Here is an 18,521-nt window from a genome sequence, read left to right on the forward strand (position 1 = left end):
CTCCATACGCAGCTCTCCCGTTCCCACCAGTTCCAGCCTGGGCACCCCCGCCATCGCATCCGCGGGCAGGTCCAGCAGCTGAGCGGTCTTTTCCAACAGGCTTCCCTTTCTGCCCCCCATACCATCACCCTTTCCCGTTATTTCTATGCCCCGGGGGACAAAAACATGCGGCCGGCGGACGTATCTTGTCCGCCGGCCGCTGGCCGTTTCTTATGTAATTATACCGGTCCCTGCCGGAAGCGCTGGATCATCTCCCGGGTCAGCGATATATCCGAGCCTCCCACAGGCAGGTTTTCCCGGTCAAACCAGGTCCCCTCGCCCAGTTCATCCGCCTGGAGGGTCACCGTCTCATCATCGGTATCCAGGTCGCAGTAGAACCCGGCCAGCAGGCTGCTGGAAAAGCTCCAGGGCTGGCTTTTGTAGAAGCGGATGTTCTTCACCGGCAGCCCCACTTCTTCCATAACCTCCCGGCGCACCGTATCCTCCAGAGGTTCGCCGATCTCAGCAAAGCCGGCAATGAGGGCATAGTTGCGGTACGCCCCCGGGCGGGAGTACTTGGTGAGCAGCAGGCGGTCACCGTGAGTCACAGCCACGATAACAGCCGGAGAAATGGTGGGATAGACCAGATTCCCGCAGGCGGGGCAGCGCATGGCGCGCTCTACCTTATCGTGCTCCATATTCTGGCCGCACCGGCCGCAGAAGCGGTGGTTTCCGTACCACTGGTGCAGCTGGCTGGCGGTGATGCCTGCAAAGGCCAGCCACCCGGGCTGCATAGAGCGGAAGTGGGAATCCTTCACCGGCAGAGCGGCCTCCAGCACACTCTGGGGAACCTCCCGGCTCCAGTGAAAGGCAGTCTCATCGATACGGAAGAAGTAGGTGGTCTCCAGCGTCTCACCGCCGGTGAGGTCCGTAACCTCCTCCCAGGTGAAGGGCTCGCCGGTGGCGGCAGAGAGCAGAGTGCTGCCCTCATGATAGAAAAAGACCCGATCCCCAGCTTTGGGCTGGGTGGGATGATAGGCATTGTCGTAATGGTGGGGAGCGATGTCCTGGATCATATGGTTCCTTCTTTCTCTGTTTTGGCCCAATTATAGCAGTTTTTCACCCTGTTATTATGACCCAGCGGCATCAGCCTGTCAACCATTCTGAGATAAACTCTCCTGCGCGCGCAGGGTAACCGCCACCAGCTCCGGACCGTTCCACAGACGCGGGAAAGGGGTTCCGTTGCCCAGTCCCCGGCTGACCACCACCTGGGTCTGCCCGGCGGTATGGACCCCCGCCGTCACCTGCGGCCAAAGCCCCTGATCCGGAGCAAACACCGCTCCAAGCACTGGCAGGCGTACCTGTCCTCCGTGGGCGTGACCGGAGAACACCAGGTCTGCCCCGCAGGCCCCGTAGGTCTCCAGCAGGCTGGGCCGGTGGGAGAGCAGCACATGGTAAGCCCCGTCCACAAACTGCTCGCTGGCTGTCTGTCCCATGGCGCGGATGGCCTCCGTCCGGCTTCCCGAATAGGCGGTCACATCCTTGACCCCCACCAAATTCAAAGACGCACCATGGTACTCCAGCACCACGCCTTTGTCCTCCAGAATGGTGACTCCAGCCTCCTCCAGCCCCCGGCGCAGGATGGCATAGTCCGGATTATCCACCTCGTGGTTGCCCCGGACAAAGTAAGTAGGGGCAAAACGGACGGCCAGCGCCGCCGTAGCCAGAGCCTGGGAAAAGTCCCTGTCCTCCCGGTTCACCAGGTCGCCGGTCATCACGATCAAATGGGGCTGGAGCTGTTCCAGTGCCTGCTCCAGTTCCTGATCCAGCTTTGCACTGTGCAGGTCCGCGATCTGGACGATCCGGTACCCGTCCAATCCTTCCATCCCCTGGGGCAGCGCAACTTCATATTGGCTGACCCCAAGCGTGCTCTGCAGTGCCCAGATACAGGTTCCCAGAAAAGCTGCCCCAGCCAGGGCCGCTGCACCAAAGAGTCTTTTTTTGTGGCTTCGCTTCATTTTACCTCCTGCTCTGCCTGTACCAACAGGCCCAGTTTGTCATCCAGTGTGACCCGTACAGGTCCTTGCTCCATCTTCACCTGACAGCGGCCAAGACTGTGCTCATCCATATCCCGCAGTTCCACCATGACCCGCCCCGTCTCCGACACCTCAAACCCGTAGGATTCTCCCCGCTCCAGAGGGCTGCCATCCGCCATGGTCACGCCCTGACTCTCCTGGTCGGAGCTGACAGTAATAGAGCCAATGATGGCCGTACTGTCATTATACACCACCAGATCCGGCGTTTGCTCCCCCAGAGCGCGATTCGAACCGGCGCAACCGGCCACATTCAGGGCCAACAACAATCCTGACAACAGGACACAACTTTTTTTCATGTTGTCCTCCTTATTCAGCAGTCCACTTCCAGGACGTACAGCAGTCCTGTCTCCGCATCCAACATGGCAAAGGTACAGTTTTGCATCACCGGATTGTAGGCACAGACCTCGCCATACCGCTCTTTGTACCGGTCCCGGTAAAACCAGAACCCTTCTGTGTTCTGAGGAAGTTTCCCCAGTGTCTTTCCATAGTCCGTCCAGACCGACTGGAACTGCTCCATCCAGTCTTCCTCTACTGGAAGAGGTGTCCACTGCTTTGCAATAGACTCCACCGTGCTCTCCCCCGCCTGGGAATTGGGGATTCGTACAACCGCAGTCAGCACTCCGTCGCCGTGAAAACCTCCGTGGCTGTCCTCACAGACGATCTCGGTCCCTGTGGGGAAAGACAGGCCCAACCGACTCTCCAGATGTCCCTTAGTCCCCGAAGCGCTGGAAACAGCCCACAAAGCGACACATGCCACAATCACTGCCGCGGGTATCAAAAGAAAGAAGCGCTTTTTCATGTCTCCTCCTAGGCATCTGTTCTTTAGAATTTCATCTCAAAATAGTACCAGCACGGAGCCAACGGTTCCACATAGCAGCGGTTATCTCCTGGATTCTCTTCCCAGAGCCAACCTTCTCCATCGGGGACCGCTCCCTCCATAGACATTCCCTGAAATCCTACCAAACGATTGTCTGTCACATAATTTACACCCCAATACCGGGTAGACGAACCAAATCCCCACCCGCCATAGTCAAAGCAGACTACATCGTCAAACCGGCTCACATTCCGCCAGCCGGAAGGCGCCTCCGCCTCCTGCCCTGCCAGGACTAATTCTGCGGTTTGAGTCAACTCTTCCAGGTCGGCGTGGAATTGCCGTTCCACCTGGGATTTTTGATCCGCCTGCCAGGGTGCGCAAAGAAAAGTAACCCCTGTCAGTAAGACGCAAACTGCTCCAAGAAGTTTCCGGCGCCGATTCATAAGGTTTCTCCTTTGTTTCCGTTACCTCTGCCATGCGTTCTGTGCTTATTAGTCCAGGCACAGCCGTTTGTCCATTTCATATGTAACATAGACGGTTTCTCTTCCCTTGAGCAACGGTCCTACCCTGGGGTAATATGCAAAACGTGTTCCAAGGAACCCCTGGTCCTCTTCCACCAAGGCCCTTCCCTCCCAGACAATATCCCGCTCCGGCTGATAAGAAAGCACCGCGAAAAATATTCCCCACCAGCCGCCGATTAGCAGCTCTGCGACACATAGCAGACACATCATTTGAAAGAGCCATTGCTTTCTTTTGTACATACAGCCCGCAGCACATATGGGAATCGCCAGACAGGCCAGTATCATCACGACCAGAAAACACGTATTCACCCAGCTGCGCCAGGTCAGATCAAATTTTTCCAACACGTTGTTCCCACCCTGCCAGATCGCCACAGTTCCAACCAGCACTCCCATTGCGCTGATCCCAGCCCGTCGAAATACTCCTTGGGGGACTCTGAAACAGCAAATACATGACCCGATCCAGCCCAAAACAAGTACGCCCAACGTAATATCCAGCATGATCGTTTTAACTCCTACCTATCACACTTAGAATCAGTACACCAAGCTGCGTCATCTGTACTCCGGAATATCCCATGGGATTTCCGACCACCCCAGAGATTCTCCCAGCAGGAAGGGCCCATTGTAGCGGTAATAGGAGTAGGTGGCATCCCGAAAGGAATACTTCTGCATAACTACCTGCTGCCCCTGCCAGGTTCCCACCTCTTCCGTCCGGGTAATCAACACCAAATAGAAAAATCCCACCAAAAACACAGCAAACACAGACAGTGCACATCCGATTTTTACAAGGCAGCCAATCCATTTCGCGGGAAAGTGCTGTACGGCGTACCAGGCTACGGCAATCAACAGCACAATCGATACTGCTCCCCAGAAATATACCGGCACGGTGTACACCCAGTTTCGCAGCCGGACGCTTACGTTCGACTCTGCCCAAGCTGTCCCCAGAAGCAGGACCATTGACAGGCCCCAAAGGCCAAACAGCACGCCCAGCTTCCGCCGGCAGCTTGGCCGGAGAACCAGTAAACCGATCCCCACTCCCAGTGCAGGCAGCCACAGAAAGACGGAGCAAATACCCAAGAGGAACAAATAAAGGGGCAAATACATCAGAGCCACGGCTCACCCCTCCTCATCAGGGACATACTCCAAAATGTCTCCCGGCTGGCAGTCCAGCGCCTTGCAGATGGCCTCCAGAGTGGAAAAACGTACCGCCCGTGCCTTATTGTTTTTTAAAATAGACAAGTTGGCCATGGTAATATCTACTTTCTGGGCCAGTTCTCCCAGGGACATCTTCCGTTTGGCCATCATCACATCCAGATTCACTACAATCCCCACGGAACATCCCTCCTTAAATGGTCAGATCCTGGTCCTCTTTCAGCTCCGCCGCCTGACCAAATAGGGCGGACATGACCAGAAACAGCAAACCGGCCATAAAGAAAATAGGAATCGCCACCGCATTATAGGTAATCAAAGGCGCTACGTTCCGAAGTGCTACGATTTCCGCCACAACACGCACCACAGCCGCACCGGAAATCACCCAGCAGCAAACGGCCGCCTGTTTCATGGCTCTCGCGTTTTCCCGCACAAAGGGACTTGTTTTTAGGATGGTATTCAAAATGTGGTTTGCCCGGTTTAAGATCATCGCTGTGCAGCCGCCGCACAGGAGCAAAAACGCGGAATATGCTACGTGGACCCAGTCTTTCCAGATCTCTGCCCAAGCAACGAATGCCAATCCCAGCATAGGCACATAGACGTCATCCTCGCCAAAGGGGCGGATCTGCAGCAGGTGCAAGATCCGGTCCGCTAACTGCTGAAACAGCCCCAGTGGAGACAGCAAAACGACACAGGGAACGAAGAATAAGGCGATAAGATTACAGATAAAAACCGCCAGCACAAGCCCTTTCAGCAAGCGAGCCAATTTTTCCACATTACTCTTACCCATAGAAAGCCCTTCTTGTCTTTGAGGCTATTCTAGCGTCCTCTGTTTTGAATGTCAATATTTATTTATTGTTTTTCAATAAATTTTTGTTGATAAAGAATTTACTCATCTAACGCACATATATACTCCCGCAGAGCCTTGCGACGCCGCCGCCAGTCCGGCATCCGGATATCCATGGCGGCGTAAAAGCCCGGGCCGTGGTCGTGGTGAAGAAAGTGGACCAGTTCATGGAGGGCTACATAGTCTCGCAGTTCCTGGGGACAGCGGGCCAGAGCGCTATTTAACGTAATGTATCCCTGGCGGTAGTGGCAATTTCCCCACTGGCTTTTCATCTTCCGTACCCGAACCTGAGGCAGCGGCACTCCCGCATCCGATACCAATGGATAGACCCGAAGCACCGCCTCTCCCAGCAGCCGCTTACATTTCTCCCGATCTACCGGCGGCGGCAGCGGCTGAGATTGGGGCGCAGGTTGATTGCGCAAAATCCAGCCGCTTTTCTCACGAATAAACTGGTCTGCCTGCTCCTCGGGGCAGCGAAGAGGTACAGACAAAATCGCTTGTCCTTGACGGTTAAGCCGCAGATTCAGATTTTTGACCCGCTTTTTCACCAGCAGGTAAGTCAGCGCTCCCTGAGGAGTATCCACTACCCGGTACTGTTCCATGTTGCCGCCTCATTTTCCAAAAGTTTTGGGTATTGTATCAGGATTTATTCTAAAATACAAGTGACCCTCTGGTCCACACCTGAATTCAATTTTGAAATACCTTAGATTTTTTAGGGTTTCTCTTGATTTCTTCCGCCCGTTCTGCTATTCTATGGTATAGTCTGATTTATGACAGACTGATCTCTATATGCAGCGGTATCGAAGTGGTCATAACGGGGCTGACTCGAAATCGTGTAGGCCATATCTCCGCCTGACCCCGCAGCCCATTGATTTTACTGGGATTCCGGTTTATCTACGCTTTTGGAAAATTGAATATCTACGCTTTTTCTAACACTTTGCTTTATCTACGGGAGCAGGTGTTTGAAACATACGGAGGAGTACTCAAGTGGTGAAGAGGCGTGACTCGAAATCTCGTAGGTCGGGTGACCGGCGCGTGGGTTCGACCCCCACCTCCTCCGCCAGAGCTGGCAGTGTGAAATCACTGCCAGCTTTTTTATATTGGCTGCACCGCACAATCTTTGGCCCCGCGAATGAACATACCATTCATTGTATTTGCAGGAGCCTGCTGTGCGTTGTGATCCAAGTGTGCGTAGATGTCTGCTGTTGTGGAATAGGTACTATGTCCCAGCCATATTTGGATCTGCTTCATTGTGATATTTTCTCCGCTGTTAAGCAGAAGACTTGCGCAGGTATGCCGTAGATCGTGGAACCGGATTTTCCGCAAGCCGTATTTCTCAATGATCCAGCTGAAGTGTTCTGTCACATAATTCGGACGTAGAAGTCTGCCGCATTGATCTACACAGATGTATTCGAGATAATCTCTGCAGTAGGACTTTTTGAACAGTCTTCTGTACATCTCCTGCTTTTCTTTTTCTGCCAGGATCAGTTTTTCCACTGCGGGGATGAGGGGTAGTGTCCGAAAACTGGACTTGGTTTTCAGTACATCTTCTCCAACCGGGACGAATTTCCCATTCACCTCTGCCTCGATAACCTTGTGGCTGATGGAGATGGTCTTGCGCTCCAGATCGATGGCGCTCCATCTCAGCCCCAACACCTCGCTTCGGCGCAGACCGTAATAGGCGGCAATCTTCACGCACAGTTCAAGGGGATCGCCTTCCACCGCATCAAACAGCTCCAGCATTTCTTCCTCACTGTAGAAAGTGCCATGATAAACGTTTTTCTTCGGCCGGTCTACTTTGTCGGCGGGATTTTTGGCGATGGTATCCTTCCGGACTGCGCTTTGCAGAGCTTTTCGGATGATTGCGTGGTAATGTATCACGGTATTTGTCGTGCATCCGTCTGCCAGCACCTTTTGATAAAAATCTTCAATGTCTTGAGGTGTCAAATCCATCACCGCAATTCCGCGCGGTTCGAAGTAGGGGATAATGCGGGCCTTGAGCATATTGGCATAGCTCTGGTATGTTGCGGTGGCGATCGTAGAGCGCACACTATTCAGCCACTTGTTCATGTAGTCCGAGAACTCCAACCGTGCATCATGGGGAACAGTCTGCTCCAGAATGCGCTCCTGTTCCTCACGTTGCAACTGCTCCTCGTACTCTTTTTCAAACTGGCTTCGGATCTCATCAAACGCCCTTTTTGCCTTGCGCTCACTGGTTCCGGACACGGGCAATTTGGTTGATATCCATTTGACCTTCCGCTTTCCGTCTACCTTGAGGTATAAAAGCACATAGTAGTATCCATTTTTCTGCTGCAGGCATCCTGTTATCATGATAGTCCTCCTTTGTCATAACAAGTATAAATTTGCCTGCTGTTGACACCCCCAACATACCACAGATGGGTTCGAATAGCTATACTTTAAACGTAGAAAAAGCACTCGACTTTTCTACGTTATCCGATGAGGGAACAGGCAAATTTGTGGGCTTTAGGAGAGGTTGATGTGACACATTTCCTCACCCATCAGATACTCGATTACGCAGATTTTGGGAATCTTATAGGTTCTGCCGACACGTACACTCCGAATTTCCTGATCTGATAGTAATCTGTAGGCCAATTTCTTGCTGATGCCGCCGAGCATTTTTCGAAGGTCATCCACCTCCACGACATCCGGATAATTTTCAAACATCGACTGTTTCTTCATTTTCTGCCTCCTTGCATTGGGAGGCCACCTACTGGGGCCAGCAGGCGGCCCCGTATGTGTTGACTAATAGAAGAGTTGAAAAATACCGGCTATCCCAAAGGGACAGCCGGTACATATATAACCTCTTTCTGGGAAATGGGGAGGGGTTACAAGGGGTTACATCATTCTTACATCTACCCATCCTGAAAAATCCCGTGGAAGCAGTCGCTCCGGAGTTCAAGAACTTCGTCCAGAGGGATCGTTGTGCCGTCGGCAAGTTGCAGGATTCTCGCAATGTCATCGACTTTTTTCAGCTGACCCACGGTCGTGACATACTGGCCGCCTTCCTTCCTCGCATCCGGGCGGAACCAGACCACAGAGATCTCCGGTCGCTCTGCAATCCTGTCAGCCAGAATTTGTTGCTTGAGGTCCAGCATAGCCTTGGTGTCCTCGTCCAGTTCCATCCGCTGGTCTGTCAGACGGGCAGTCTCCTGGATGGCAGCGGCGTGGCCTGTGAGGGCGGCGAAGGGGCTAAAAATAGCAGCCCGATCCGACATAGGCATCCGGGGATGCTTTGTCGATGTGGGATGGGGCAAATTGATGATGTCATCGTATGGCCCGCTCATTCGTGATGTCCTCCTATGGTCTGATTCCGCTCACGGGCAGTGGCCCCCTCCTCCAGGTTCATCCCCTTGAGGATGGCGTTCTTGCCGAACTTCTTCTTGATCCCCAGCATGGCCTCCTGAATCTTCCGCTCCCGGGCATGGGCGGCCTCGTCCGCCTGCTCCTGCTGCTCCTTGGCGGCGTAGTCGGTGAACAGATCCAACTGCTCTGCCTCATCCTTGGGCACATCAACCTCGGGGAGCAGCTTGTTGGCACTGATGCTCAGTCGGCGGATCAGTAGATTCTCGTCCACGATCCGGTCGTAAAGGGCACTCACCGCCTTCAGCAGATCGCTGGCGGAAGAAGTGTAGGGGAAGTTCTCTGTCCCCACGGCGTGCTTGGGGATCTTCCGGCCATAGCGATCAGTGGTCACCGGGCCGCGGTAGCTCTGACGGCGGCTTGGGCCGTCCAGATTCTCCCGGTCGTAGCCCACGGTGAGTACCAGCTGGTTGGTCACCAGCCCTTTGTCCACCAAATCCAAGGCCAGGGCGTCCGCCATCTCCCGCACCACCAGCCTGGCTTTCTTGAAGTCGTAGGGACACTGCAGGACTTGCCCGGAGACGATACTTTTGTTCTCCGGCTTATAGGCTTTCACGTCCGCAATAGTGCAGGGCTCCCAGCCCCAGGCATGGTCGATCAAAATCTCCGCATTGACGCCGAACAGCCGGTACAACAGTTCCTCGCTGTGGTAATCTCCGGGTTTGCCGATGGAACACCGGGCGATGTCGCCCGTGGTATATAGTCCGTGAGCCTCCAGCTTATTGGCATAGCCCTTGCCTACCCGCCAGAAATCCGTCAGGGGGCGGTGGGTCCACAGAAGACGGCGGTAGGTCATCTCATTGAGTTTGGCAATCCGCACTCCATCTTGATCTGGATGGACGTGCTTGGCTACGATGTCCATGGCAACCTTGGCAAGATATAGATTGGTACCCATTCCCGCCGCAGCGGTGATGCCGGTAGTCTTCAGAATGTCCAGGATAATGGTGCGGGTCAGTTCCCGCGCCGTCATCTTATAGGTGTCCAGGTAGTTGGTGATGTCCATGAACACCTCGTCGATGGAGTAGGGGAAGATGTCCTCTGGGGCGATATATTTCAGATAGACGCTGTAGATTTTCGTACTCCAGTCGATGTAATGAGCCATCCGGGGCGGAGCCACGATATAGTCCAGAGCCAAGGCAGGGTTCCCCTGTACTTCAGGATCGTTCCAGGAGGCGCCGGTGAGCTGATAGCCTGGAGCGTCCCATTTCCGCTTGGCGTTTACCTCTGCCACCCGCTGTACCACCTCGAACAGCCGGGCCCGGCCAGAGATACCGTAGGCTTTCAGAGAGGGGGAGACGGCCAGGCAGATCGTCTTCTCCGTGCGCCGCTTGTCTGCCACCACCAAGTTGGTGGTCATGGGATCCAGCCCCCGCTCCACGCACTCCACCGAGGCGTAGAACGATTTCAGGTCACAGCAGATATAGGTCCGTTCTTTCATGCCCGCTCCCTCCTTCCATTTTAATTAGTATCTCACAATCGCTGTCCCATTATCGGGTCCAACCCAGCACGGCGTCCAGTTCCCCCGGGGCCGCGTCCGGAAAGTTCTTCCCTACCTGTTCATAAATCATGGTTTTGGATTCCGCCGGATCCACGGAATAGGCGGAAGAAATGTGGTCATAGCCCCACAGGGCCTCCGGGGTGGTGTAGATGGAGAGGGGCCAGCCGTAGGGTGCGCCCCGTTTATTGATTCGCTGCCGGAAGTCCCGAATCAAGAGGTAACCACCCATCTGCAGGTCGGTGACGGTACCCTCGAAGTTCTTTTCACCGCCCTTGCCGAAGCCGGCCCGCTGTTTCAGGGCAAAGGAGAACCACTCCTCTCGGATGGAAAAGCAGTCCATGATCCGCTTCTGGCGCATGGGGGCCAGCTCTTCGTCCCAGCGGCTGTCGAAGTCGTATCCATCCCGCCGCCAGTTGGCGAAGTGGGGGAACCAAGCTCTGGAGATGAAGCCGGCCTTTTTGCCGAAAAACTTTCCATAGGCCACTTTCCCGCTGCGGGCCATGAGGCACCGCCATTCCCACGGGTCCTGCTCCTCGTCGCCAGTCCACCAGTAGAGGTCTCCTGTGTTTTCCTCCACGGAGAAACCGTCCACCTCGTTTTTGAACAAGGGCAGGAAACCGACCTCGTTGATCAGATCAATGAGGTCCTCCCACGTCTGGACACGGCTGGGGTCATCCCAGTCCAGTCCCCGCATGATCCACTCTCCGTTTTCGATGGCCACTGTACCGCCCCCTTACGATGCCATTATAGCACAGTAGTTCTATGGTTTCTACCGCGGTTCACCGTGGGGGCGACCCAGCGAATACTCATATTGAAAGCGAACAAGAGGCAGGCAATCAGCCTCCTCTTGCTCACTTCTGCGCTTAAAACTCCAGCCTGGAGATCTGCTCCCACTGGAGGATGTACCGCTCGTCCACGATCTGGTTCTTATGGTAATGCCCGAAGAACCAGTAGGCGAATTGGCACCGCTGTTTCACTGTTTCCAGGAAGTCCGTCAGCTCGTCCGTTCCGTAGCCGGGGTCGAGCTTTTTGACGATACTGCTGGGGGCGCAGTGGGTCAGGATGCAGTCCACCGCCCAGCCTGCCCGCTCCAGATTCGCCAGCGCCTCGTTGTATTCCTCCGCGCTGGGCAGTTCCTCCGACCACCAGGACACGCCCTTCACCCGAAACATGGCCCGCAGCCTCCGCATCAGCCAATACTGCCGCTCAAAGTCCGGATCGGCTGGGTCCAGGATGCCGTCCTGGATATCGTGGGAGGACGCGCCGCCCATAGTGAACCAGGTCAGACCGCCGAAGGTGAAGACCTGCCCCCGCATGAGATGAAGGACATGCTCCCGCACCACATGAACACGTCCGCCGTTCCAACGCTTTTCCGGAAGGGCATTCAGGAGATCGAAGTTCTCATGGTTCCCGTCCACAAACAGGGTGGTAAAGGGCTTTTCCTCCAACCAGTCCAACCAGTATTGGTCTTTGGGACTTCCGTCCCACAGCCCTCCGAAGTCGCCTGTGACGATCACATAATCCTCACGGCCCATGTTTTTCTGCTGAGGGAAGTATTTGCTCCCAAACCTCTGAAATCCGCCGTGGGTATCGCCTGTAATATAAACCGACATCTGATCACCTCTCTCCCCGCCTACAGGGTCATCTGCTGCTGTCCCGGGAGGGGTTCTCCCCGCTGCCGGAGTTCCTCGCCGGCCGCCGTGCGAATGCCGAGGCCATTTCGGGTCTCCGCCGTCACCAGGCGGCCCTCTCGGATGAGGCGCTCCACCAGCTCCCCCACATAGCGGTTTGCCAAGTTGTTTTTTCCATCCTTGTCGCAGAGCCTATGGACGGAGAACTGTTTCGCAATGCTCAGCTCGGCCGGGCCTGTGACATACAGGTTCTTCCGCTTCGTCTGGTACCGCTCCAGAATGGCCTCTATGATCTCATCGCGTCTGTCCTCCAGTTGTTTCAGATACTCCGCGTCTGTGAGTTCCCAGTACCGTTCGTAGCAGTCCACCCCCTGGCATTGGAAGGTTTGCGCACCCTCCAAGAGTTCCTGGAGCCGGGGAATCTCATCGGTCTGGATCACCCCGCTGAAATTCATGGGGTGGAGATACAGATCCTGCTGACCCTTCGTGACTATGTCGCTGGAACTGCTGTCTTCCCTGGCGGGATGCAGCTCCCAGCCTGCCGACTGAAACAAGGTGCGTGTCTCATCCCGGAAGGCGTGCTCGACGCCTTTATCCGGCCAACCACTGTCGTACCGATAGGAGCTGCGGATCCGAAAGTACACTTCTCTGTATTCCATCATACCACCTCCTCGTCTGTTATACTACAATGCCACGAAACTTCTGTATTATCTATTCATCAAGCCCAACGAAAACCTCCGCAAAAATTGGGCAAAAGTGTGACACTCCATCATTATGGCGTCAAACTGAGAAAATTTACTGGCTGTTGCAAAAGGACTGCCACAGTAGGTTGACGATCACACAGCTTATATTTTAATCATACCCTTCTGCCAGACCAATGCTGATCCCGAGCGCCCAGTCGATCCGTTTCATCTCAGGCTCACTTAACATCCCAATTCTTCCCTTGAGCCTGGACTTGTCAATGGTACGGAGTTGCTCCAAAAGAATTGTAGAACCACAGTGCAGGCCACTCGAGTGCTTGTTTAGGCTTACATGGGTGGGCAGCCTCGCTTTCCCCATCTTGCTTGTAACAGGAGCAGCTATCACTGTAGGACTATGCCGGTTGCCCATATTGTTCTGCAGAATGAGCACAGGGCGTATGCCGCCTTGCTCAGATCCAACTACTGGCCTCAGATCCGCATAATAGAGCTCGCCCCGATGGATCTCGTGTGGGAAATATGTTCTCATGAGATACACCTCCTTAATAAGTTGCGGCTTAATACCACAAAAATAGGGACCGCTCCCGCCCTTGACTAACTCCAATTTCTCCTGTGTTCATTTAGAATTCGTATCGTAAAAAGATCCTCATTAACCGGAGACTGAAGCAGGGGGCAAGAGCGGTCCCCATGGCTTCTGATATTAAGACTTCACATTTGTGTTGTCTTTCTCGGGCTGCGCTCGTATTCGACACTACTTCCCCAAGCGCAAAAGCCTGTGCCGCCGGCACCGGCTCTTCAGGGCAATCATCTGAACCGCGGCTGGCTCCACCGCGTCATGGGAGTCTCACCCCCGGCAGGATCTCTGTCGGCCGCCCTCCTTGCTTGATCCCCATTCCGGTGGGGGCTGGGACTGGACGGAAGTATCATTGTCCCTGACGGAGTCATTGCGAAACAGTTTGCCATCGGCTGTTTTGCGGACGGATGGAACCGCTCGGCACCTTATTTGGCCGTCGTTGATAGATGTAGGTCAGCCTGGTTGTCAGAACCGAACAGAAATGTATGGGTGTCTTCGTTCGCAACCTTGCGCTGTGCATCTACAGGTGGTCTTGGCGCATCCTCCGGAGTCGCTCGCCCTTTTTCAAAGGGCCCCGTCAGGAAGGTATTCAGATGGTTGGGTATTCGGTTTTCAAGGAACCCGAGGGGGGAGATAATTCAACCCCCTCACTACTAAGCCGAGTTCGTGAGGGGGTTGAGAACCAAAAAATTATTTTATTTTCATCAAAGCCCGGAGTTTACTCAAAATTTTATGGCGGCGCTTATTCACCGCCTTCTGCGAGATATTGATTTGTTTGGCATACTCACGCTCCGTCAGCTCCTCGAAATACAAGGCACGGATCAGATTCTGCTCCTCCAGAGGGAGCTGTGCCAAACACTGACGCAGTTCCTGCAGTAGGATATTGCCAACCGCTTTGTCTTCCACGCTCTCAGCATTAGGATCTGGAACCATTTCTTCTCCAAGGGTTTCTTCCGTATCCAAATCACTGTATGAGACCTTTCCGTTTCGGACATCTTTCTCATCCAATGTTTTGGTGTGACGTTCCACTCGGTAATAGGTCAGATAAACATCCTTTGTGACCTCTACCAGATGTCCCTCTACTCTAAGACGATATTTCCTTTCCTCTGCCATGAGGCAGTCCTCCGTTTCTTCTGAAATTTTGAAAAGTCAAAATCTCAGAAGCCGGAGGCCCTCTGCACCGATTTGGGTGTTGGCAGTGGGCAAACCCCTCCTGTAACACGCCGGCCCTCCTGGTACCGGGCAGAAAAAAGCCGGGGACGCTGAAATGCGTCCCCGGCATACTCCTGCCGCCATATTGCGGCAGGAGCAAAGAGGCCCCAGATGCTTTTCAGCGTCTGGGGCCTCTAACTCGTTAAGTTATTCATTTTTGAGCATACCTGCCACTGTACCGAGTATAACAGAGGCAAAGTCGGAAGGGAGTAGGGATTGGGTCGGTTTTTCATCGGGAATTAGTCGGGAAACAGTCGGGGGGCATCTAACTCCTCTTGAAGTTCCGGAACCGCATATCCAAACAGGCAGACAGAAAACAGGAAAAGCGCCTCGCGCTTTCGGTCATAGAAAACACTCCGCTCCATGTTCAGCTCGTCCAGCAGTTCCTTCTCTGTGCTGTTGAAGCGATGGATGAATTGCTTGGTCAGGATTTCATAATAGAGTTCTCCACGATCCGGATACCGTTTCAGGCGGAGCAGGGCTCGGTCGATCACATCGACCAGCATGCGGCTCTCCATGACGCAGCAGACCTTTTCCTCAAATTCCTGGAGGTCAATATTCGGGGCAAAGTTTTCCAGATAGCAGAGGCCGGCATCAGCGTCCCGGTTTCCGAGTTCCCATGCATATTCGTGCAGCTCCTCTGCACGCTCACTGAGGACCCACACCACGTCCCGATAGATCTTCAGGATCAGCTTTACCCGATGGTAGGCCAGCTGGCTATCAAATCCAAGGGAGGCCATCTGTTTCTTGCACTTTTGGACAGTGACACTCTCTTTCCGCATTTTTTCTCCTCCTCCCATGTTCGCTAAGTTGCGAACAAACAAGATAACAAAACACTTTTCGAATACTGTGAAAGCCGGAGGCCCTCTTAAGGAAGAGGGCCTTACTAAGCCAAGCTTATAGTAAATTATGAACTTCCAACCGAATCCGCATTGCCTGTTTTGACACTTGGAAGATCCGCGCCATTTCCGTGACCAAGCACTCCTTGCTTTTGCCCGGACGGAGACGGTAAAAGCATTTTTTTACTTGAGGTATAGGCATTAAAAGGGCTGTTGCAAGAGCATCTGCCTGCCGCTCAATGAAACCACAGCTTTCATCCGAGGAAGTTTTACCATCATAGGCCGCAACATCGCCAGTGCCAGAGTATAATTTCTGGTGCAGGACCCAGTGTCCCAGTTCATGAGCGCAGGTAAAGCGCATTCTCCCAAGAAGCCTGTCTATACAGAGACGTTCATCAATCAAAATTGTCCCAGCCTTCACAGCAATCAAACGGTATTGCCTCTCTGTTCGGTCATATAAAATGGCTGCTCCGTCATCAAAAATGGTTTCTCCAAGGACGCTCCCATTTTTGCGAAGGGTATGGTACTCCAGAGTCAGATTAAACTTTGTTTCAATGATCGTTTCGACTGGGATCGCCTGAGGAGGACCTTCCAACAGTGTGCGATCATATTCCAGCAGAATCTTTCGACCGATGGTTTCGATGGCTTCCAGTCGGTACTTAGGCGCATACAAGGAAATCCCTCCTCAGCTTTGACGGCTTTTCAACATTTCCATAAATGCCGCCCATTCCTCATCCGTAGCGTCAACTTCTTTTGCGACTCTCAGGGCCGCCCGGACAATATCATGAGTTCGGATATAATCCGGCAGATCCGCAGGAACAGATTGTCTGGACTCTGCGGCTAAATCCAAAAGCAATTCATGCTCCTGCTTGTCCAGCTCCAGGAAGGAGGAAATTCGATCCACAAACTGTCCTTCTGGTGCGGGACGCCGCCCTTGCTCAATGTCGCAGAGGTATCCATAAGCAATTCCGAGATATTTGGCTGTGTCTCGGAGATTCAGCTTGGCCGCTTTGCGCCTTGTCCCGATGAATGCCCCAAAGGTCATGTCGCATTCCTCCCCTTGTGGTTAGTTCGCTCAGCTGCGAACATCTTGCTTATATTATAACTGGTACAAATGTTCGATACAAGGAGTAAAAAAGAAATTGGGGCGAGGTGTTAAATTATCGTAACACCTCGCCCCGCAGTTACAGGAATGTGCGGGCGATCCGCGCCATCTCCTCCACGCACTTCTGGGGAGCAGTAATTTTGACTCCGCCCATGAACTTGAATACCCATCCATAAAAGGTCCCGCTGGGGTTCACTTCGATTTGAGCCACAAAATGCTCACTATCGTATGGATGTGTGGGAACGGCCTCTCCATAATCGTCCACGATTGTTTTCATGAACCGATTTTCACAGAGGAGTTCGACGAGGACAGTATGACCGGCCGCAAACATATCGATCATCTTATTGGTATAGTCGGCTACATCGAAATCAGGTTGAGGCACATAGGTGGATTCCAGGATCTCAATTCCGGCCAGCCGATCCACACGGAAATGCGCCATGCCATGGTGCTTGTGGGAATATCCGATCAGATAGTAGTGGTCGTTTTTCCATTCCAGGGCGTAAGGGTCCAGCTTATAAAAATAGCCGTTATGCTTGAGAACTCGCTCTTTCTGCTGTGTGTACTCATAATACTGGAACTGGATCTGCCGGTTTTCCAGGATGGCATTCTGGACACCATCGATGATGTAATAGACCTTCTCATTATGTGGTTTGATCCGGCTCGAAATCGCCGCCAACCGGCGAAGCTGCATGGCCTCTGCCTCGCTGGTCAGCCGGCAGAGTTTCTGGATGAGTTCATTTGTTTTTTCCGCCGATATGACCTTGGAGGATGCAACGGCATCCGTCAGCATCTTTAATTCAGGATACTCAAACAAACGGTTACCTATGAAATATTGGTTTTGCGTGCTCTTAGTAACTACGATATCGACACCAGCTAAAATAAGGTCCTGCAGATCCCCATACACTGTCTGTCGCACCGCATGGATTCCCTTGCCATTGAGATAGTCCAGTATATCGGCTACGGTGACGGGATGCTCCTCATCCGTCCGAAGATAGAGATATTTCAAAATCTCCAAGATCCTGATATTGCTTTGCTTTTGCATCAATATGCCTCCAGTTGTGGATGTCAATCACGGTTCCCGGCCGCGTACTCTCCCATGTTGATGTCCAGCACCGCTCTGGGCGGCTGGATCAGGGCGTCCTCATACCGGCATTTCCACTGGACATCCCGGCTCATCTGGCCATCCTCCACACCATCCACCGTCTCCCCGTCCTCAATGGGATTGTCATTTGCCAGAATGTACGACGCCACATTGTAGGCGTGGTTTACCACCCAGTTGGGGTCCATATCGTGGAAGTGGTACTGGAGATCCGGTAGGAACAGGGTGCTCATGCCCACCGTGTCGATGAGCATATCCTCCGTACCCTCAATGTTGAAGAATCGGACATTGACGCCAAAGCGGATGAACCGATCCGAGCCTTCAATCTGATGGGAACGCACATCCTCCGCCAGCAGGAGCTTGCCGCAGTTCTGGAAATAGAATGCTTCGCATGAGGGGTACAGCTCCGCCAGAGCCTCCAAGAAGTCGGCGTCCAGGTTGGCCCGCTCCAGCGCCGGAAGCGCCGCAGCCAGCATATCGGTGGCCACCACCTGATACCGGCACTCCCGGAAAATCCGCTCTCGGTCTTCCTGGCAGTCCCACATCTGGCTCAGCAAAAAGGCATCAAAGCCTTTGCCCTTGAACTTGTCGCATTTCATCACCATCAGCTGTACCGGGCACTTGCCGTCCTGAAATTCCGCTATATGATCCAGAGCGGCAAAGCCAGCCATTTTCTTATCATAACAGAAGCACTCTGCTGATCCGATGTGTTTCCCCATTACGGCAGTCATTTTCTCTTTGTCCGGCATGTCCACCGGCTCTTTAAATAGCATCTGAATGAGATAGGGGCCGCCGGGCTGGTGGCCTTTTTTGTCATCCAGGTTCTGCTGGAACAATTTATTGCTCATTTGCTTTCCTCCTTCTTCTCCGGGAACAGCTTCCACCGGAATTCCAGTTCTTTCTGGACAAACTCTTTCGGCAGGCCCCGGGGATTGGCAATGAGATACCATACCCGAAAGGTGCGTTTCTTCGGATCTGTTTCCTGCTGGTAGAGCTGATAGCCCGCCTCATCCTCCTGTGTCCACCGTCCTGTCTGCCGCTTGGCCTGCACAAAGGGTTCCACCACCTGGTCCAGTTCCTC

Annotated in this window: 24 protein-coding genes, 1 tRNA gene and 1 pseudogene; 1 reads left to right on the forward strand and 25 read right to left on the reverse strand. The window is 53.6% G+C overall.

Going from position 1 to position 18,521, the window contains the following annotated elements:
* Positions 1–218 precede the first annotated feature (218 nt).
* The 10 genes from nudC to ACLTXB_RS16805 all read right to left on the reverse strand — a co-directional run bounded on the left by nudC (position 219) and on the right by ACLTXB_RS16805 (position 6,005).
* A complete protein-coding gene (nudC, locus tag ACLTXB_RS16760) occupies positions 219–1,055 on the reverse strand; it encodes an NAD(+) diphosphatase (RefSeq protein ID WP_302668166.1) in 837 nt (278 codons plus the stop codon).
* Between the two features lie 78 nt (positions 1,056–1,133).
* Positions 1,134–1,997, reverse strand: a complete 864-nt coding sequence (locus ACLTXB_RS16765) for a metallophosphoesterase (protein ID WP_428227763.1) — start codon at positions 1,995–1,997, stop codon at positions 1,134–1,136.
* Positions 1,994–2,371 carry a hypothetical protein gene (locus ACLTXB_RS16770; protein WP_428227764.1) on the reverse strand — a complete coding sequence of 126 codons (378 nt, stop codon included), beginning with the start codon at positions 2,369–2,371 and terminating at the stop codon, positions 1,994–1,996. Before ACLTXB_RS16770 ends, ACLTXB_RS16765 begins: the two co-directional genes overlap by 4 nt.
* A gap of 14 nt (positions 2,372–2,385) precedes the next feature.
* A complete protein-coding gene (locus ACLTXB_RS16775) occupies positions 2,386–2,874 on the reverse strand; it encodes a hypothetical protein (protein WP_428227765.1) in 489 nt (162 codons plus the stop codon).
* A gap of 23 nt (positions 2,875–2,897) precedes the next feature.
* Positions 2,898–3,236, reverse strand: coding sequence for a hypothetical protein (locus tag ACLTXB_RS16780; protein WP_147622165.1), 339 nt, complete (start codon positions 3,234–3,236; stop codon positions 2,898–2,900).
* Between the two features lie 144 nt (positions 3,237–3,380).
* The gene (locus ACLTXB_RS16785) at positions 3,381–3,908 is read right to left on the reverse strand and encodes a hypothetical protein (RefSeq protein WP_428227766.1); all 528 of its coding nucleotides are present in this window, start codon (positions 3,906–3,908) and stop codon (positions 3,381–3,383) included.
* A gap of 51 nt (positions 3,909–3,959) precedes the next feature.
* Complete coding sequence (locus ACLTXB_RS16790) at positions 3,960–4,520, reverse strand: hypothetical protein (RefSeq protein WP_428227767.1); 561 nt, start codon at positions 4,518–4,520, stop codon at positions 3,960–3,962.
* Positions 4,521–4,523: 3 nt separating this feature from the next.
* Positions 4,524–4,739: a helix-turn-helix domain-containing protein gene (locus ACLTXB_RS16795; RefSeq protein ID WP_008980106.1), complete on the reverse strand. Its 216-nt coding sequence runs from the start codon at positions 4,737–4,739 to the stop codon at positions 4,524–4,526.
* Positions 4,740–4,752: 13 nt separating this feature from the next.
* Positions 4,753–5,346 carry a DUF2975 domain-containing protein gene (locus tag ACLTXB_RS16800; RefSeq protein WP_110441168.1) on the reverse strand — a complete coding sequence of 198 codons (594 nt, stop codon included), beginning with the start codon at positions 5,344–5,346 and terminating at the stop codon, positions 4,753–4,755.
* A gap of 98 nt (positions 5,347–5,444) precedes the next feature.
* A complete protein-coding gene (locus ACLTXB_RS16805) occupies positions 5,445–6,005 on the reverse strand; it encodes a M48 family metallopeptidase (protein WP_428227768.1) in 561 nt (186 codons plus the stop codon).
* Between the two features lie 371 nt (positions 6,006–6,376).
* On the opposite strand from ACLTXB_RS16805, the gene ACLTXB_RS16810 reads away from it, so the two are divergent.
* A tRNA-Ser gene (locus ACLTXB_RS16810) sits at positions 6,377–6,466 on the forward strand.
* 32 nt (positions 6,467–6,498) lie between these two features.
* Here the strand turns inward: ACLTXB_RS16810 and ACLTXB_RS16815 are convergent.
* The 15 genes and pseudogenes from ACLTXB_RS16815 to ACLTXB_RS16885 form a co-directional block, all read right to left on the reverse strand.
* A complete protein-coding gene (locus ACLTXB_RS16815) occupies positions 6,499–7,734 on the reverse strand; it encodes a tyrosine-type recombinase/integrase (protein WP_154040625.1) in 1,236 nt (411 codons plus the stop codon).
* 153 nt (positions 7,735–7,887) lie between these two features.
* Entirely contained in the window at positions 7,888–8,103 is a 216-nt protein-coding gene (locus tag ACLTXB_RS16820) for a helix-turn-helix domain-containing protein (RefSeq protein ID WP_154040624.1), read from the reverse strand.
* A gap of 173 nt (positions 8,104–8,276) precedes the next feature.
* Positions 8,277–8,708 (reverse strand): YolD-like family protein, encoded by a 432-nt coding sequence (locus ACLTXB_RS16825; protein ID WP_154040623.1) that lies wholly within the window; start codon positions 8,706–8,708, stop codon positions 8,277–8,279.
* Complete coding sequence (locus ACLTXB_RS16830) at positions 8,705–10,222, reverse strand: DNA methylase (RefSeq protein ID WP_154040622.1); 1,518 nt, start codon at positions 10,220–10,222, stop codon at positions 8,705–8,707. Before ACLTXB_RS16830 ends, ACLTXB_RS16825 begins: the two co-directional genes overlap by 4 nt.
* A 49-nt stretch (positions 10,223–10,271) precedes the next feature.
* Complete coding sequence (locus ACLTXB_RS16835; protein ID WP_225123498.1) at positions 10,272–11,003, reverse strand: AlkZ-related protein; 732 nt, start codon at positions 11,001–11,003, stop codon at positions 10,272–10,274.
* 142 nt (positions 11,004–11,145) lie between these two features.
* On the reverse strand, positions 11,146–11,895 hold the full coding sequence (locus ACLTXB_RS16840) for a metallophosphoesterase family protein (protein WP_154040620.1): 750 nt from the start codon (positions 11,893–11,895) through the stop codon (positions 11,146–11,148).
* A gap of 20 nt (positions 11,896–11,915) precedes the next feature.
* Positions 11,916–12,572 carry a hypothetical protein gene (locus ACLTXB_RS16845; RefSeq protein WP_087385602.1) on the reverse strand — a complete coding sequence of 219 codons (657 nt, stop codon included), beginning with the start codon at positions 12,570–12,572 and terminating at the stop codon, positions 11,916–11,918.
* 193 nt (positions 12,573–12,765) lie between these two features.
* On the reverse strand, positions 12,766–13,140 hold the full coding sequence (locus ACLTXB_RS16850) for a type II toxin-antitoxin system PemK/MazF family toxin (RefSeq protein ID WP_087385601.1): 375 nt from the start codon (positions 13,138–13,140) through the stop codon (positions 12,766–12,768).
* 735 nt (positions 13,141–13,875) lie between these two features.
* Entirely contained in the window at positions 13,876–14,298 is a 423-nt protein-coding gene (locus ACLTXB_RS16855; RefSeq protein ID WP_154040619.1) for a sigma-70 family RNA polymerase sigma factor, read from the reverse strand.
* 338 nt (positions 14,299–14,636) lie between these two features.
* Positions 14,637–15,179, reverse strand: coding sequence for a hypothetical protein (locus ACLTXB_RS16860; RefSeq protein WP_154040618.1), 543 nt, complete (start codon positions 15,177–15,179; stop codon positions 14,637–14,639).
* 115 nt (positions 15,180–15,294) lie between these two features.
* A complete protein-coding gene (locus ACLTXB_RS16865) occupies positions 15,295–15,852 on the reverse strand; it encodes an ImmA/IrrE family metallo-endopeptidase (RefSeq protein WP_428227769.1) in 558 nt (185 codons plus the stop codon).
* 69 nt (positions 15,853–15,921) lie between these two features.
* The gene (locus ACLTXB_RS16870; protein WP_225123496.1) at positions 15,922–16,281 is read right to left on the reverse strand and encodes a helix-turn-helix domain-containing protein; all 360 of its coding nucleotides are present in this window, start codon (positions 16,279–16,281) and stop codon (positions 15,922–15,924) included.
* A 139-nt stretch (positions 16,282–16,420) separates the two neighbouring features.
* Positions 16,421–17,383 carry a helix-turn-helix transcriptional regulator gene (locus tag ACLTXB_RS16875; RefSeq protein ID WP_154040615.1) on the reverse strand — a complete coding sequence of 321 codons (963 nt, stop codon included), beginning with the start codon at positions 17,381–17,383 and terminating at the stop codon, positions 16,421–16,423.
* A gap of 23 nt (positions 17,384–17,406) precedes the next feature.
* Positions 17,407–18,288, reverse strand: a complete 882-nt coding sequence (locus ACLTXB_RS16880) for a DUF4261 domain-containing protein (RefSeq protein WP_298736640.1) — start codon at positions 18,286–18,288, stop codon at positions 17,407–17,409.
* Positions 18,285–18,521, reverse strand: a pseudogene (locus tag ACLTXB_RS16885) (spondin); the annotation flags it as partial. The pseudogene ACLTXB_RS16885 and the gene ACLTXB_RS16880, both read right to left, overlap by 4 nt.

This window comes from Flintibacter sp. (genome assembly GCF_046973065.1).